The organism is Sandarakinorhabdus limnophila DSM 17366 (assembly GCF_000420765.1).
In the GTDB taxonomy this organism is placed as follows: Bacteria; Pseudomonadota; Alphaproteobacteria; order Sphingomonadales; family Sphingomonadaceae; genus Sandarakinorhabdus; species Sandarakinorhabdus limnophila.
In genome coordinates, this window is record NZ_ATVO01000007.1 from 164,964 (window position 1) to 181,985 (window position 17,022).

The window sequence follows — 17,022 nt, forward strand, 5'->3', positions numbered from 1 at the left end:
CAACAGGCCGGCGATTGGTTACCCCCTCTCCACTACCGCAATCGCCATGCGTGATAGCGGCCCACCCAGGCCAGCAGACCCTGCGGCGCATGCGCCCGCTTCCAGTTGCCCGCGGCGAACTTGTTGGCTTCGGCCATGGTGGGGTAGGTGTGGATGGTGCCGAGCAGCTTGTTGAGGCCCAGGCCGTGCTTCATCGCCAGCACATATTCGGCCAGCAGCTCGCCGGCATGGTCACCGACGATGGTGGCGCCCAGTATCTTGTCCTTGCCGGGTGGGGTGAGGACCTTCACGAAACCGGTGGTGGCGCTGTCGGCGATGGCGCGGTCGAGTTCGTGCAACTTGTAGGTGGTCACCTCGACCGCGACGCCCTTGGCCTTGGCTTCATCTTCCGACAGGCCGACGCGCGCGATTTCGGGATCGAGGAAGGTTGTCCACGGGATGACGCGATAATCCGCCTTGAAGCGGCGGAACTGGCCGAACAGCGCGTTCACCGCTGCATACCAGGCCTGGTGCGAAGCGACATGGGTGAACTGGTATGGCCCGGCGACATCCCCGCAGGCGTAGATATTGGGATAGAGCGTCGCCAGATAATCGTCGGTCACCACCGTGCGTTCGGTCTCGATGCCCAGCTCTTCCAAGCCATAGCCGGTGAGGCGCGCCTTGCGGCCAACTGCAACGATCAGCGCGTCGTAGGGCAGGGCGCGTTCGGCGCCGGCGTGGCTGACGATCAGGGTCTGCGCGCCTTCCACCCGCACCGCCGCATGGCCGGTGAGCACCTCCACGCCGGAGCCGAGCAGCGCTGCATGAGCGATGGCGGCGACATCGTCATCCTCGCGCGGCAGCACGCGCGGGCCCATCTCCACTTGGCTCACCTGCGCGCCCAGCCGGGCCAGCGCCTGCGCCAGTTCACAACCGATCGGGCCGCCGCCAAGCACGATGATGCGTTTGGGAATGGCATCGAGCGCCGAGAAGGCATCCCACAGCGTGTCGCTGGTAAGGTGATTGCTGTCGGTGAGGCCCGGCAGCGGCGGCACCAGCGGCGCGGCACCGGCCGCGATCACGATGCTGCGGGTGGTGAGGCGCTGGGTTGCGCCGTCGTGACGGGTGATCTCCACCGTCCAGGGATCGAGGATGCGAGCATGGCCCAGCTCCATGTCGACACCCAGCCCGGTGTAGCGCTCCACGCTGTCGTTGGGTTCGATGGTGGCAATGACATTCCGGATGCGGGCCATGACGGCGCGGAAATCAAACTGGGCTTCGTGCGGGGTCAGGCCATAGGTATCGGCGTGGCGCATCTGGTGGGCGATGCGGGCGGACTTGATCAAGGCTTTCGATGGCACGCAGCCATAGTTGAGGCAATCGCCGCCCAGCTTGTGGCTTTCGACCAGCGTCACCTTGGCCTTCACCGTCGCGGCGATATAGGCGCTCACCAGTCCAGCCGCGCCGCCGCCGATAACCACCATGTTGCGGTCAAACCGGCTTGGGCGGGTCCAGCGGGCATAGACGCGGCGGCGCTTCAGCGCGCTCATCACGGCTTTCCCGATCCACGGCAGCAGGCCCAGCGCAGCGAAGCTGGCCAGCAGGCCGGGCGAGGCGACATCGCGCAAACTGGAAATGCCGGCCAGCTGCGTGCCAGCGTTCACATAGACCGCGGTGCCCAGCAACATGCCGATCTGGCTGACCCAGAAATAGGTGAGCGTGCGAATGGGGGTGAGGCCCATCAACAGATTGACCACAAAGAAGGGAAACACCGGCACCAGCCGCAGCGAGAAAAGGTAGAAGGCGCCATCGCACTCAATCCCGGCGTTGATCGCGCCAAGCCGCGCCCCGAACTTGCCCTGCACCCAATCACGCAGCAGGTAGCGGGACGTGAGGAAGGCCAAGGTTGCGCCGATGGTGGAGGCGAAGGAGACGATCAGCAGGCCCAGCCCCAGGCCGAAGATCGCCCCGCCGGCCAGCGTCATGATCGCAGCACCGGGGAAGGACAGGGCCGTGAGTGCCACATAGGCCGCGAAATAGCCGCCGATCACCACAGCCGGGTTGGCAGCATAGAGCGCGGCGATCTCGCCCTGCCGGGCTTTCAGCGCATCAAGCGTGAGGTACTGGCCAAGGTCGAACTGGAACCAGGCGAAGATCGCCGCCGCGATCAGCAGGATGATGGGCAGACGTTTCATCGGGCAGGGTTCCGTTTCATCAGGTCACGGTGAACGCAAAGCGCAGGCCACGCAAATCTGTTGTTCGCACGAGTGGCGGCAAAGGATGCAGTGTTTCCCTTTGCCGGCGCACTCCGCTATTCGCCCCCGGCATGTCCCCCGTTGTTGATCTTGTCCTGCCACCCGCCGAAGCCTGGCAAGCGCAGGCCCGTGCTGCCCGCATCAGTACCGCCGATCTGTTGGCCCATATCGGGCTGATAGCGGCGGATTTTGCCGAGGGCGTGATCGCTCAGCCGGATTTCCCGCTGTCCGTGCCGCCGCATTATCTCTCGCTGATCCGCCGCGGCGATCCGGCTGATCCGCTGCTGCTGCAGGTGCTGGCGCGCGGCGAGGAAGCCTTGCCGCAGCCGGGCCGCCTCACCGATCCGCTGGAGGAGGCCGATTATCGCGCCGCGCCCGGCGTTTTGCGCAAGTATCGCAGCCGGGCGCTGCTGATCGCGTCCGGCGCCTGCGCCATCCACTGCCGCTACTGCTTCCGCCGCCACACGGATTATGGCGCCGCCATGCTCACCCGCTCCGGCGAGGCCGAGGCACTGGCGGTGATTTCCGGCGATGCCGCCATCGACGAAGTCATCCTGTCGGGCGGTGATCCGCTCAGCCTGACGGATGCCAGGCTGACCGCGCTGGTGTCGGCCATCGCTGCCATCCCGCACGTCACCACGCTGCGTCTGCACAGCCGGACGTTTCTGGCCATTCCGGACCGGGTAACACCGGCGCTGGTCGATCTGCTGGCCTGCACGCGGCTTACCGTGGTGATCGTCACCCACAGCAATCATGAACGGGAAATCTCCCACGACGTGGCGGCAGCACTGGGCCGGCTGCGGGCGGCGGGGGTGACTCTGCTCAACCAGTCGGTGCTGCTGGCGCAGGTGAACGACGATGCCACCACGATTGCGGCCCATTGCCGCCGGCTCTTCGCGGCTGGCGTGCTGCCCTATTATCTCCACCTCACCGATCCGGTGGACGGGGCAGCGCATTTCGATGTGGATGAATCCCGCGCCCGCGGAATCGAGACTGAACTGCGGGCGGCGCTGCCCGGTTATCTGGTACCGCGCATCGTGCGCGAAGTGCCGGGTGAAACGGGCAAGACGCCGCTGTGGGCGCTGCCCACATGAACGGGCGATAACAAGTCCGTTCAGACAGTTCACATGTGATCTGTGCGAATCAATCTTCATCAACACCAGCCGGAGACGGTCCATGAAGATGACGCTGACCATCGCACTCCTCACCTCGCTTGGCCTTGGCATCGCAGCCCCGGCCGCAGCCCAGTGGCAGGAACCCGTGCAGCAGGCCGGCTGGAACGGCGGCTATCAGGGCGGTTGGGACGATGGCTATCGCGGCGACCCCCGGCGCAATGGCAACTGGAATGGCGGCTATAACGCCGGATACCGCGGCGATTATCAGGGCGACGGCTATTGCCGGCGCAGCAGCGGCGGGACCGGCACGGTTGTTGGCGCGATTGCTGGCGGCGTGATCGGCAACCAGGTGGCCAGGCGCAATGATCGCACCGTGGCCACTGTGGCCGGCGCCGTTGTCGGCGGCCTGTTGGGACGCAGCATCGATCGCGGCCGCACCGTCTGCCGCTGAACCGCATCTCAAGGAGAGTGACCATGAACAGCCTGAAAATCAGCTTGGGCCTTGCCCTGCTCACGATGGGCGCCGCCACCCCGGCGCTGGCCGGCGATGATGATTGGCGCGATCGCCGCAACGCCTCCCCGCGCGAAGTGGCGCGCAGCTATGATCGGTTGCAGGAAGAACGCCGCGATCTCGCCCGGGCCCAGTATCGCGGCGATCCCCGCGACATCCGCGAAGAGTCGCGTGAACTTTATCGGGCGCAGCGCGAATTCCGTCAGGATCGTGCCGATCTTTATCGGGCTGGCTGGGACGATGATCGCCGCCGCGGCGGCTGGGACGATGATCGCCGCCGCGGCGGCTGGGATGATGATGACCGCCGCCGTGGCCAGAAGAACGGCCGCGGCTGGGGCCCCGGTGGCCGGCCGGCCAATGATTGGCGCTATCGCCAGGATGGTTGGAACCGTCAGGGCTGGCATGCTGAGCAATTCTATCGCCCCGGCAACAGCTACCAGCCGCGCTTCCTTGGTGCCAATGATCAGATCTGGCGCGGATATGACAACCGCTATTACTGTCGGCGCAGCGATGGCACCACCGGACTGATTATCGGCGGCCTCACCGGTGGAACGCTCGGCAATGTGCTGGCGCCGGGCGGTTCCAAGGTGCTGGGCAGCATCATCGGCGGCACGCTGGGTGCCGTGATCGGCAACAGCGTCGATCGCAACCGGGTTGTCTGCCGATAAGCGTCTGCCGTTAAGCGCCTACCGCTGAGCGGTTGAAAAAAGCGATGGCGTTCATCGGATAATCCCGATGGACGCCATTTGCATGCCCGGCCTATGCTTCTGCCAAAGGAGACTAATGATGGCCAAGAAAAAAGCCAAGGATGATGCAATCAATCTGGGCATGCCCGATGCCCAGCGCCGCGCGATTGCCGACGGCCTGTCGCGGCTGCTCGCCGATACCTACACGCTCTACCTGAAAACCCACAATTTCCACTGGAACGTGACCGGCCCGCAGTTCAATTCGCTGCACCTGATGTTCGAAGGCCAGTATACGGAATTGGCGCTGGCGGTTGATCTGGTCGCTGAACGCATCCGCGCGCTGGGTGAACCGGCGCCGGGCAGCTATTCGGCCTTTGCCAAGCTTTCGACCATCAAGGAGGCCGACGGCGTGCCCAGCGCCACCGAGATGGTGCGCATCCTGGCCGACGATCAGCTGGCCGTTGTTCGCACCGCGCGCAGCGTGTTTCCGTTGGCCGACGCGGCCCAAGATGAGCCGACTGCCGATCTGCTCACCCAGCGCATGCAGGTGCACGAAAAGACCGCCTGGATGCTGCGCGCCAACCTAGGCTGAGGCTCAGTCGCCGCGCTTGCAATACAGCAGCACTGTCACGCCAGCCAGCGCGGCCGCCACGCTGCCGGCAATGATGCCCAGCTTGGCGGCCGCTTCCTGGGGGCTGCCTTCGCCAAAGGCCAGTGCAGAGATGAACAGGCTAATGGTGAAGCCGATCCCGCACAGCAGCGACAGACCCCAGATCTGCCAGCCATTGGCATTTGCCGGCATGTCGACGATGTCTAGCTTCACCAGTGCCATGATCGCGCCAAAGATGCCGATCATCTTGCCGAACACGAGGCCGGCCGCGATACCCAGCACCAGCGGATCAATCACGGCATCCAATGAAAGCCCGCGCACATCCACGCCGGCATTGGCAAATCCGAAGATCGGCACAATGGCAAAGGCCACCCACGGCGCAATGCCATGCTCCACCCGCAGAAGCGGGCTGTCATGGATTTCCGGCACTCCGGGGCTGGGCTTGATGGGCAGCGCCAGCGCGGTGATGACCCCGGCAAGCGTGGCGTGGATACCGCTGGCATGCACCGCAACCCACAAGGCCGCCCCCAACAGCAGATAGGGCCACACCACCTGCACTCGCCGCCCGTTGAGCAAGGCCAGCAGGCCACACAGCCCGGCCGCCGCCGCCAGTGCCGCCAGATCAACCCCCTCGGTATAGACAGCGGCGATCACCACGATCGCGCCCAGATCGTCGATCACGGCAATGGCGGTAAGCAGCAATTTCAGGCTGGCCGGCACCTTTTTGCCAAGCAGCGCCATCACGCCCAATGCAAAGGCGATGTCGGTCGCGGTGGGGATGGCCCAGCCCTTCAAATTGGCCGGAGCGTCAAGATTGAGGCCCACGAACACCAACGCCGGCGCCGCCATGCCCGCCGCCGCTGCCACGCCGGGCAATATGCGGCGCGGCCATGTCGCCATCTCGCCATCGACAAATTCGCGCTTGATCTCGCAGCCGACGAGCAGGAAGAACACCGCCATCAACGCATCGTTGATCCAGTGCAGCAGGCTCATCGGCCCGACATCCACATGCAGCAGGTGAAAATAATCCTCGGCCAGCGACGAATTGGCAATGCCCATCGCTGCCGCAGCCGCCAGCATCAATATCTGGCCGCCCGCCGCCTGGCTGGACAGCAACTCACGGATGACGCTCAGGCGCAGGCGGGGCAGGGGAAATGCCATGGCCCTGTGTTAGCAAGCAAGGCTCTGGCCGGAAAGGAAATCCGGTTCAGCGTGTATAGTTGGTGGCCACCCAGTCGCGGTAGCTGCCGTCGATCACCGCCCGCCACCAGCCTTTATTGGCCAGATACCAGTGCAGGGTTTCGGCAAAGCCCTGATCGAAGGTCCGCGCCGGAGCATAGCCTAGTTCGGCGCGTGCCTTGGTCTCGTCAATGGCATAGCGCCGATCATGGCCAGGACGATCGGTGACGAAGGTTTTCAGGCTGGCGGTGGGCTGGCCCTTGGCTGCCGGCGAGCCCGGGAAGCGCGCGGCGAGGCCGGGGTCAGCGGCAAAGGCGGCATCCACGGCAGCGCACAGCGTTTCGATCACGGTCAGGTTGGGCAATGGGCACCGCTACCGATATTGTAGGTCTTGCCCACCCGGCCCTTGAGCAGGGTCGCCTCGATGCCGCGGCAGTGATCTTCCACATGCAGCCAATCACGGATCTGCATGCCGATCCACAGGTCTTCATCTTCGTTCCTTCGTCACTACGACGAAGCCCCAACCCTCCTTAATTCACAACCTCAAATCTGTGCCATTGGTGCTGACGGGGGACACTCTATTACATTGAGAATTGGTCGATCTGGCTCGATCTCTACATCTTGGTGCGGACCGTGGGTGCGGTTTTACTGCCCCGGAATGCCTTCTGAGAGCGGTTGGCCGAGGGCGGGGCACGGCCTGCCGCAGACCTGACCGACCCTGGGCGGACAGAATGTCGCATTAGTAGCAAAATTACCATTCGCCACTTGGCGGCGACATAATCTTACCCTAAGCGCGGCTTCTATCACGATTTCCTGTCCGTTGGCCGGCCTTTGCCGTGTCAGCGGCAATGGTTGGGCAGAATGAACATGGTTGATCCCACTGCTGCTGCGCGTGTCCAGATGCTGGTTCCCGGTGTCAATCCGGTGCGCACCCGAGCCGATTGGGAGGCAATGCGTGCCGAAGTTCTGACGGATCCGGGCGCGTTCCACGGCAGGATTGCTGCCCAAAACCTGCATTGGCTGGTTGATGTCGCCGGCCGCCCGGCCTGGCTGAGCAAATCGGAGGCCGGTTGGACCGGTTGGGATGCCGAAACCGCCGCGTCAGTGACCGCCGATCTGGGCGACGATTTCGTGCCCTGGACGCGCGCCTTCAACGCCGATGACGCGCCCAACTTCCGCTGGTTTGAAGGTGGCCGCACCAACGCCGCCTTCAACGAGCTCGATCGCCACGTGCTCGCCGGCCACGGCGCGGAAGCCGCCTTCATCTTCGAGGGTGACCGCTGGGATCTCGCCGCCAACAATGGCCGCGGCGCGCCGGTCGATTGCGTCACCGTCTCGCGCCGTCAGTTGCTGCTGGAAGCCGCCAAGTGTGCCGTCGCATTGCAGAAGCTCGGCCTCAAGGCCGGCGACCGCATCGCGCTCAACATGCCCAACGTGCCGGCCCAGCTGTACTGGACCGAAGCGGCCAAGCGCATCGGCGTCATCTACACGCCGGTGTTCGGCGGCTTTTCGGATAAGACATTGTCTGACCGCATCCACGATGCCGGCGCCCGTATCGTCATCACCGCAGACGGCGGCTATCGCAACGCCCAGATCGTGCCGTTCAAGACCGCCTATACCGATCCGGCGCTGGACAATTATGTGCCGGTCAATGTCGCGCTGCGGATGCTTGAGGACCGCCTGGGCGGGACCGATCTTGGCCTGTCCGACACGACCCGCACCGCCATGGCCGGCATCGTAACGGCGGCGCTCAAGGGCGAAGTTACCGTCGAGCGCGGTGACGTGATGCGCGGCCTGGGCCGGGCGCTGGCCGAACTGGGTAAGGAAGGCCTGGTTGATGCCGCGCAGTCCGCCCGCATCCGCATCGCCATCGCCGAAACACTGGTCTCCACCCCGCCGCGCGTCGATGCGGTGATCGTTGCCAATCATGCCCATGTGCCCGATATCGTCTGGCGTGATCGCGATGTGTGGGGCCATGATCTCACCAACGCCGCGCTGGCCGACATCCTCGCTGCGGCCGGCTTGCCCGATGAAGCGGCATTGCATGCGCTCGACGATCAGGCGTTCGTGGCGGCCCTCTGGAAGGCGTCGAAGCCGCTTCCGGTGGATGCCGAATATCCGCTGTTCTTCATCTACACCTCGGGTTCCACCGGCAAGCCCAAGGGCGTCGTCCACGTCCACGGCGGCTATGCCAGCGGCATCATGGAGACCATGAAAGTGGCCTTCGACGCCCGCCCCGGTGATACCATCTTCGTTGTCGCCGATCCGGGCTGGATCACCGGCCAGAGCTACATGATCGCCGCCGCGCTGCTGAGCCGCGTCACCACCGTGCTGGCCGAAGGCTCGCCGGTGTTCCCGCACGCCGGCCGCTTTGCCGCCATGATCGAGAATCACGGCGTCACCATCTTCAAGGCCGGTGTCACCTTCCTGAAGGCGGTGATGACCGATCCGCAGAATCTGAAGGACATCCAGGCCTACGACCTCAGCGGCTTGCGCGTCGCCACCTTCTGCGCAGAGCCCTGCTCGCCGCCGGTGCAGGCGTTCGGCATGGAGAATATCACGCCGCAGTACATCAACAGCTATTGGGCGACCGAGCATGGCGGCATCGCCTGGACGCATTTCTATGGCAACGGCGATTTCCCGCTGGCCGCGGATGCCCGCACCTTCCCGCTGCCGTGGATCGTGGGCGATGTGTGGGTGGAAGACGAAGCCGGCGACAGACAAGCCCGCGTGCTGTTGAACCGCGACGGAAGCGATGGCGTCACCTGGCGCAAGGCTGGCCGCGGCGAGAAGGGCGAGATCATCATCGCCGCGCCCTATCCCTATCTCGCCCGCACCGTATGGGGCGATTCCGAGAATTTCCGCGTCGAAAATGGCGCCGTCGCCTCCGGCTGGGCCGGTGACTCGGTGCGCTGGCGCGATGGTTACTGGAGCCGCTGGCAGGGCGTGTGGGCCTATACCCAGGGCGATTTCGCCGTGCAGGGCGATGATGACGGCTTCTCGCTGCATGGCCGTTCGGATGACGTGATCAACGTGTCTGGTCACCGCATGGGCACCGAGGAAATCGAAGGCGCCATCCTGCGCGACAAGGCGCTCAATCCGGAAAGCCCGGTCGGCAACGTGCTCGTGGTCGGCGCGCCGCACCGCGAGAAGGGGCTGACGCCGCTCGCCTTCATCACGCCAGCCCCCGGCCAGATCATCACCCGCGATGACGAACGCCGGCTTTCCGACCTTGTGCGCACTGAAAAGGGCGCGGTCGCCGTGCCGGGCGATTTCCTGGTCGTCTCCCAGTTCCCCGAAACCCGCAGCGGCAAATACATGCGCCGCATGGTGCGCGCGCTGGTGGAAGGCACGCCGATTGGTGACGTCACCACGCTGAAGAACCCGGAGAGCTTGGACGAGCTCAAGCGCGTCATCAGCGCCTGGGAGCGCAAGCAGCGCCTGTCCGAAGATCAGGATATCTTCGATCGCTATCGCTATTTCCGCATCCAGTACAACACGGTCGCGCCCGGCAAGAAGGTGGCCACGGTGTTCATCACCAACCCGCCGGTGAACGCGCTCAACGAACGCGCCATCGACGAACTGGTGATCGTCGTCGAGCATCTGTCGCGCCGCGATGATGTGGCCGCCGTGGTGTTCACCGGTGACGGTACCGCCAGCTTCGTGGCGGGCGCTGACATCCGCCAGTTCCTGGAAGAAATCCACACGGTTGAAGAAGCCCGCGTGCTGCCGGCCAACGCCCAGCTGGCGTTCGGCAAGATCGAGCAGATGGGCAAGCCCTGCGTCGCGGCCATTCAGGGCGTGGCGCTGGGCGGCGGCATGGAATTCGCGCTGGCCTGCCATTATCGCGTCGCTGAAAGCCACGCCCGTTTCGGCCAGCCAGAAATCCGCCTGCGCCTGCTGCCGGGCTATGGCGGTACCCAGCGGCTGCCGCGTCTGCTCACCGATCGGCGTGGGCCGGAAGGGATGCTGGATGCGCTTGATCTGATCCTCGGTGGACGCAGCGTCGAAGCGGCGGATGCGCTGGACATGGGCGCCATCGATGCCATCGCCGATGGTGCCAATGATGCGCTCAGCCTCGCTCATGCCGCCGTGCGTGAATTCGTGCGCCTCGGTGACACCAGCCATCTGGGCCGCGCCTGGGCGGAACGCCGCAAGGCTGCCAAGAGCGCCTGGCAACATGAAGGCCATGTCGATCTGGATCATGCGCTGGCCGATCCGTTCGTGCAGCGAATCCTGAAGCAGCTCGATTGGGCCGGCCGCGGCAAGGCCGGTGAGCGCGCCATCGATGCGATCCGCACCGGCTGGACTCAGGGCATGGCCGCCGGCCTCGCTCGCGAAGCCGAATTGTTCAGCGAAGCCGTGGTTGATCCCGAAGGCGGCAAGACCGGCATCCGCCTGTTCATGGACAAGAAGGCGCCGCCGTTGCCGGTGCGCCGTAACGGCGTGCACATTGAAGCTGAGTTCGACGCCAAGGCAGAGCGGCTGGAAGCGGCCGGCGACCTGCTGCCGGTGGGCGCGCCCTTCTTCCCCGGCGTCACCCCGATTCCGGGCCATCAATATGGCTTCGGCATCGCCCGCAGCCCGGATACCGGCGCGCCGCAGTTCGGTCCGCCGGAAACCCACGAGAAGCAGTTGATCGTGCCGACGCCGCAGCCGGAGCCGAACGAGGCGCTGGTCTATCTGCTCAGCAGCGAAGTGAACTTCAACGATATCTGGGCCTTGACCGGCATTCCTGTCTCCCCGTTCGACAATCACGAGGAAGATGTGCAGCTGACGGGTTCCGGCGGTTTGGCGCTGGTCGCCGCGCTGGGCAGCGAAGTTCGCGGGCAGGGCCGGCTCAAGGTGGGTGATATGGTGGCGGTCTATTCCGGCACCTCTGATCTGCTCAGCCCGCAGGCCGGGCGTGACCCGATGTATGCCGATTTCTCCATCCAGGGGTACGAGACGAAATCGGGCAGCCATGCCCAGTTCCTCACCGTGCAGGCGCCGCAGCTGCACCCGGTCCCCGGCGATCTGACGCTGGAACAGGCCGGCAGCTACATCCTCAACCTCGGCACCATCTGGCGCTGCCTCTACACCACGCTGGAAATCATCGGCGGCAAGACCATCTTTATCGAAGGTTCGGCCACCGGCACCGGGCTTGATGCGCTGAAATCAGCCAAGGCCAGCGGGCTCGCCGTGACGGGCCTGGTTTCCAGCCCGGCCCGTGCCGAGTTCGTGATGTCCAAGGGCGCCGTGGGCGCGCTCGATCGCACCGATCCGCGCTTCAAATCGCTGTTCACCTCGGTGCCCGATGGCACGAAGGCGGATTGGGCGGCGTGGGAACAGGCCGGCGAAGCGCTGGTGGCGGAATACAAGGCGCTGAATGGCGGCAAGCTGGCGGATTATGCCGTGTCCCACGCCGGTGAAACCGCCTTCCCGCGCAGCTTCCAGTTGCTGGGCGATGGCGGCGTGCTGGCCTTCTATGGCGCGTCGTCGGGCTATCACCTCAGCTTCATGGGCAAGAAGGGCGGTTCCGATCCGGTTTCCATGTTGGCCCGCGCCGGTGCGCGTGGCGGCGAGGCCGTGCTGATCTTCTATGGCCCCGGCACCACCCAGCTGGCGGACGAGACCGGCCTGGAGATGATCGAGGCGGCGCGCGGGCTGGGTTGCCGCATCGTGGTTGTCACCAACACCGATGGCCAGCGCGAGTTTATCCTGTCGCTGGGCTTTGAAGATGCGGTGGCGGGCGTCGTGTCCCTTGAAGGCATCAAGCGGCGTGAAGGCGCCAATTTCGATTGGCCCGACACCATGCCGCGCCTGCCGGTGGCGCGCGAGGATATCGAGAATTTCCGCGAGGCCGTGCGCCAGTTCCAGGACAAGACGCTGAAGCCCTTCGGCAATGCGGTGGGCAAGCTGCTGCGTTCGCCGGACAATCCGCGCGGCAACCCGGATATCGTGCTGGAACGCGCCGGGCAGGACACGCTGGGCGTGACGACGGCGCTGGTGAAACCGTTCACCGGCCGCGTGGTCTATTGCGAGGACATGGCCGGGCAGCGGTATAATTTCTACGCGCCGCAGGTATGGACGCGTCAGCGCCGGATCGTGATGCCGATGGCGGAAATCCGCGGCACACACTTGTGCAACGCCTACGAAGTCACCCGCATGAACGACATGATCGCGGCCGGCATCCTGGACGTGACCGAGCCGACGGTGGTGCCGTGGGAAGGACTGCCGGAAGCGCACCAGAGCATGTGGGACAACCGCCACACGGGGGCGACTTACATCGTCAACCACGCGCTGCCGGCGATGGGGCTGCGCGGCAAGGATGAACTCTACGAGGCTTGGGCGTCGTTGAAGGGGCAGGGGGAATGAACGCGATGGGCAAGACCGAAACGCAGGGCCGCCTTGCCGGCAAGGTGGCGCTGATCACCGGGGCCGCCGGCAATCTGGGCGGCAGTATCGTGCGGCGCTATCTGGCCGAAGGGGCCACCGTGGTGATGAGCGGCCGAGATGCCGCGCGCACGCAGGCCGCGCTGGATGCCGCTGTTGCCGATGTCGGCGGCACCGCCAGCATCGTGACGATGGACGGCGCCAACATCGAATCCGTGCGCGCCGGCATTGCCGACGTCGTCGCCCGCCACGGCCGCATCGATGTGCTGGTCAACAACGCCGGTTCGGCCGGGCCGAAACAGGTGCTGGGCGATCTGCCGCTGCTGCCCGAAGAACTGGAAGGCACGCCCGACAGCGAGACGGTGGGCGATGCTGCCCGCAACATCATGGTGGTGGCCTGGAATCTGGTGCGTGCCGCCGCTTCAGCAATGGGCGAAGGCGGCAGCATCATTAATGTCTCCACCATCTTCAGCCGCACCGATTATTTCGGCCGTGCTGCCTACACGGTGCCCAAGGCCGCGCTGAACATCCTTTCAAAGGGCATTGCGCGTGAACTCGGCACCCGCGGGATTCGCGTGAACCAGCTCTATCCCGGCCCGATTGCTTCCGAACGCATCCGCACCGTTTTTGCCGCCATGGACAAGCTGAAGGGCGACGACGCCGGCAGCACCGCCAACCACTTCTTCAACCTGATGGCGCTGGAACGCAGCGTGGGCGAGGACGCCAAGGCCAAGACCTTCCCGACGCCGGCCGATATCGCCAACACCTGCGTGTTCCTGGGCAGCGATGAGAGCGCCGCCTTTGCCGCTCATGATTTCGAAGTGACCCACGGCATGGCCGTGCCGCTTGAATCAAAGAGCGAGTTTCTGCACCGGCCCGATCTGCGCGCCATTGATGGTGATGGCCACGGCATCTTGATCAGTGCCGGCAACCAGTTGGACGACGCGCTGGCCATGGCCGGGCTGTTCGCCGCCCAAGGCTCAAAGGTGTTGCTCGGTTTCCATGCCCAGGCGGCGCTGGATGATGCCGCCGAGCGGCTGCCGGCCGGCGTGAAAGCAGTGCGCTTCCCGCGCCATGATCACATGGCGATGGATGCCGAACTGGCGCGCTTCACCGCGCACGTAGCAGCCATCGATGGCGCCATCATCCTGCCAACGCGCGGCCCGGGCTATTTCCACGGGGCGCTGAACGAAGCCAGCGATGCGGCGGTGGAACGCTTTGTCGATGATGAACTGGAAGGCGCCATTGCGGTGGCGCGTACGCTCGATCGCTATTGGCAGCAGGGCCAGGATCTACCTGGCGATCCGCGCGTGCTGTTCATCACCAATCCCGACGATGGCGCCGGCAACGGTTGGGCCGATGTGGGCCGTGCTGCCATCGAGGAACTGCTTCGCGTGTGGCGCGACGAGGCGCGGGTGGCCGCCACGCAGGGCAAGACGCCCCGCCCGGTGTGGGGCAACCAGATCGTGCGCTTTGGCAACAATGAGCCGGAGAACCGCGATTTCGCCGCCGGCCACGCCGCCCGCCTGCTGCTGGGAGGCCGCCAGATCGAGCCGATCAACCTGTACATCCCGGCCAGCATCACCAAGGCCACCGGAGCCCGCCGTGCGCTGGCCGGTACGGCGGAAAACATCACCGGGCTGCATTTGGGCAAGGTGGCGCTGATCACCGGCGGTTCGGCCGGCATCGGCGGCGCACTGGCGCGTCTGCTGGCCTTGGCCGGTGCCAAGGTGATGATGGTGGCCCGCCGCGAATCCGAACTGGATGCTGCGCGTGAACGCATTGTGGGCGAATTGCAGGATATCGGTTTTGCCGGCGTGGAACGCCGAGTGCTCACCCTGGCCGGTATCGATGTGGCCGACATGAAATCGCTGAAGCACGCGGTTGACGAGACCGTGCGCGCCTTTGGCCGCATCGATTATCTGATCAACAATGCCGGTGTGTCGGGCGCGGAGGAGATGGCGGTGGACATGGGGGTGGAGAATTTCCGCCATACCCAGTTTGCCAATCTCATCTCCAACTATGCCCTGATGCATATGGTTGTGCCGATGATGCGCAAGCAGGGATCGGGCTATATCCTCAATGTTTCCAGCTATTTCGGTGGCGAGAAGTATCTGGCGGTATCTTACCCGAACCGCACCGATTATGCCGTGTCCAAATCCGGACAGCGGGCCATGGTCGAATCCATGGCCCGCCACCTCGGGCCGGAAATCCAGATCAACGCCATCGCGCCTGGCCCGGTGGACGGGGATCGCCTCGCTGGCTTGGGCGGCAAGCCCGGCCTGTTCGAACGGCGCGGCCGGCTGATTCTGGAGAACAAGCGGCTGAACGCCGTCCACTCCGCCGTGATCAAATCGGTGCGCGCGGGCGGTTCGGTGGCGCAAATCCTGTTCCGCCTGTCGCGCAACGATTCGGTGCAACTGAGCCACGACAAGTCCAACCCGCAGCCGCTGCGGGATCTGGCGCTGGCCTGCGCCCGTGAAGGCGATGAAAGCTGCTGCTGGGATCGTTTCATCCTCACGCCCGTGCTGGCGGCCAAGCTGCTGAAGCGGCTGCGGCTGGGCGGCTGGCTGATCGGCACCGACTGGCAGAGCCGTGATGAGAGCGACTGGCTGCTGCGCGTGCCGCCCGATGACATGCCGTGGCTGCCCGTCGCCCAGATCGGCCGCGAAGCCGCCAAGGTGCGCGGCGGCGTGCTTTCCCAGCTCCACCTCGGCAAGATGCCGACGGAGACGGAAGTGGCGCAGGCCACGGTGTTCTTCCTCGCCGATCGCGCCGTTTCGGGTGAAACCTTCATGCCGTCGGGCGGCCTCAACGTCGAACGCTCGGCCACCGAACGCGAATTGTTCGGCAGCCCCAAGGCCGAACGACTGGCCCAGATGGGTGGGAAGACGGTGTGGCTGGTGGGCGAGCATCTCGCCGATTATCTGGGTGCCGCCGCACAGGGCTTCCTCAATTGCGACGTGGCGCGTGTGGTCCTGATCACCGCGAGTGCCGCCGGGGCGACAGCCATCAAGGGCCATATCGGTAGCGGTGCCGACCGGGTCGAATCGCTGCTCATCGACGGCGAGATTGAAACGGCGCTTGATGCAGCGCTGGCGACGTGGGGCCATCCCACCACCATCGTTTCGACGCCTTTGAAGGCCTTGCCCGATCAACTGTTTGATGCGGACAATCCGCTAGATGGCGATGGCTTTGCCGACGTGGTGGAACATAATCTCACCCACCATTTCCGCATCGCCCGAAAGGTGTCGCTGTTCGACGAATGCCAGCTGGTGCTGGTTTCGCCCGATGTGCCGATGGGCGAGGGGGCCAAGGGTGCGTTTGCGCTGGCCAATTTCGTCAAGACGACGCTGCACGCCTTTACGGCAACTATTGCCGTGGAGAATGAGCGGCTAGTGCACGAAGTGGCTGTAAATCAGATCAACCTCACCCGCCGCGTGCGATCCGAAGAGCCAAAGAACGCGGCCGAGCATGAGGAAGAGGTGCGCCGCTTTGCCCGTGCCGTGCTGCTGGCCGGGGCACCGCTGCCGGATGCGGAGGACAGCCGTTATCGGAGCCGCATCTATCGGGGCATGAGCCTGACCGTCTAGGCGGTCAGCCGCCGCTCCACATCGGTCCACAATCCAGCGATGGCGGTGGCGGCCGGGCTGCTGCGGCCAGCGAGCAGGGGCTGGCGCGTAGCGGTCATGGCTTCGACGGCGGCGGCATAGGGGATCACCGGCCATTCGGGATGCGCGGCCAGTGCCTCACGGTGCAGGCCCTTGCGGCGATCGGCCATGGAAAACGCTGGCATCACCGGCGGCGGTGATTTCATTTCAGCAGCGAGGTGTTGCGTCAACTGCTCCAGCGCCCGCGTGGAGAGCGGCGAGGGGATCAGCGGCACCACGATGAGATCGGCCGCGCGGAACAGTTGATCGGCCAATTCAGTGAGACCAGGCGGGCAATCAAGGATGATGCGATCATAGCGATCTTCCAGTGATTTCAGCGCTTTTTTCAGCCGCTTTTCACCTTCCGTGGCAAGATCGGCCTCCAGCCGGCGCAGCGAGCGATCAGCGGCCAGCACATCGAGATTGGGGAAGGCGGTCGGCTGCACCAGATCGGCGAGATCGGCTTCGGCGAGGCCCTTGCGGGCCTTGGCACCGGCGCGCGGTTCTACCTTCAGCAGCCAGCTGGCAGCACCCTGAGCGTCCAGATCCCACAGCAGGGTGCGCCGACCCGAAAGCGTAGCCGCAGCATGGGCCAGGTTGACGGCCAGCGCAGTCTTGCCCACCCCGCCCTTCACGCTGAACAGGGCGATGCAGCGCATGTG

Annotated in this window: 9 protein-coding genes and 1 pseudogene; 6 read left to right on the plus strand and 4 right to left on the minus strand. The window is 65.1% G+C overall.

Going from position 1 to position 17,022, the window contains the following annotated elements; genetic code table 11:
* Positions 1–32: 32 nt before the first annotated feature.
* Positions 33–2,174 (minus strand): FAD-dependent oxidoreductase, encoded by a 2,142-nt coding sequence (locus tag G566_RS0110370; protein ID WP_022680605.1) that lies wholly within the window; start codon positions 2,172–2,174, stop codon positions 33–35.
* A gap of 131 nt (positions 2,175–2,305) precedes the next feature.
* Between G566_RS0110370 and epmB the strand changes: the two genes are divergently transcribed.
* The 4 genes from epmB to G566_RS0110390 all read left to right on the plus strand — a co-directional run bounded on the left by epmB (position 2,306) and on the right by G566_RS0110390 (position 5,138).
* On the plus strand, positions 2,306–3,328 hold the full coding sequence (gene epmB, locus G566_RS0110375; RefSeq protein WP_022680606.1) for an EF-P beta-lysylation protein EpmB: 1,023 nt from the start codon (positions 2,306–2,308) through the stop codon (positions 3,326–3,328).
* Positions 3,329–3,410: 82 nt separating this feature from the next.
* The gene (locus G566_RS0110380) at positions 3,411–3,800 is read left to right on the plus strand and encodes a glycine zipper 2TM domain-containing protein (protein ID WP_022680607.1); all 390 of its coding nucleotides are present in this window, start codon (positions 3,411–3,413) and stop codon (positions 3,798–3,800) included.
* A gap of 23 nt (positions 3,801–3,823) precedes the next feature.
* Positions 3,824–4,528, plus strand: coding sequence for a hypothetical protein (locus G566_RS15690; RefSeq protein ID WP_051136026.1), 705 nt, complete (start codon positions 3,824–3,826; stop codon positions 4,526–4,528).
* 115 nt (positions 4,529–4,643) lie between these two features.
* Positions 4,644–5,138 (plus strand): Dps family protein, encoded by a 495-nt coding sequence (locus G566_RS0110390; RefSeq protein WP_022680608.1) that lies wholly within the window; start codon positions 4,644–4,646, stop codon positions 5,136–5,138.
* Positions 5,139–5,141: 3 nt separating this feature from the next.
* Here G566_RS0110390 and nhaA read toward each other — a convergent pair whose 3' ends face one another.
* Together nhaA and G566_RS14170 are read right to left on the minus strand one after the other, a co-directional pair.
* The gene (gene nhaA / locus G566_RS0110395; RefSeq protein ID WP_022680609.1) at positions 5,142–6,317 is read right to left on the minus strand and encodes a Na+/H+ antiporter NhaA; all 1,176 of its coding nucleotides are present in this window, start codon (positions 6,315–6,317) and stop codon (positions 5,142–5,144) included.
* Between the two features lie 46 nt (positions 6,318–6,363).
* Positions 6,364–6,809: pseudogene (locus tag G566_RS14170) on the minus strand (GDP-mannose 4,6-dehydratase); the annotation flags it as partial.
* Positions 6,810–7,202: 393 nt separating this feature from the next.
* Between G566_RS14170 and G566_RS0110410 the strand changes: the two are divergent.
* Positions 7,203–12,692, plus strand: coding sequence for an AMP-binding protein (locus tag G566_RS0110410; protein WP_029131543.1), 5,490 nt, complete (start codon positions 7,203–7,205; stop codon positions 12,690–12,692).
* A complete protein-coding gene (locus tag G566_RS0110415) occupies positions 12,689–16,303 on the plus strand; it encodes an SDR family NAD(P)-dependent oxidoreductase (protein WP_022680613.1) in 3,615 nt (1,204 codons plus the stop codon). Before G566_RS0110410 ends, G566_RS0110415 begins: the two co-directional genes overlap by 4 nt.
* Here the strand turns inward: G566_RS0110415 and G566_RS0110420 are convergent.
* Positions 16,300–17,019 carry a ParA family protein gene (locus tag G566_RS0110420; RefSeq protein ID WP_022680614.1) on the minus strand — a complete coding sequence of 240 codons (720 nt, stop codon included), beginning with the start codon at positions 17,017–17,019 and terminating at the stop codon, positions 16,300–16,302. The genes G566_RS0110415 and G566_RS0110420 overlap by 4 nt on opposite strands.
* Positions 17,020–17,022: the final 3 nt, after the last annotated feature.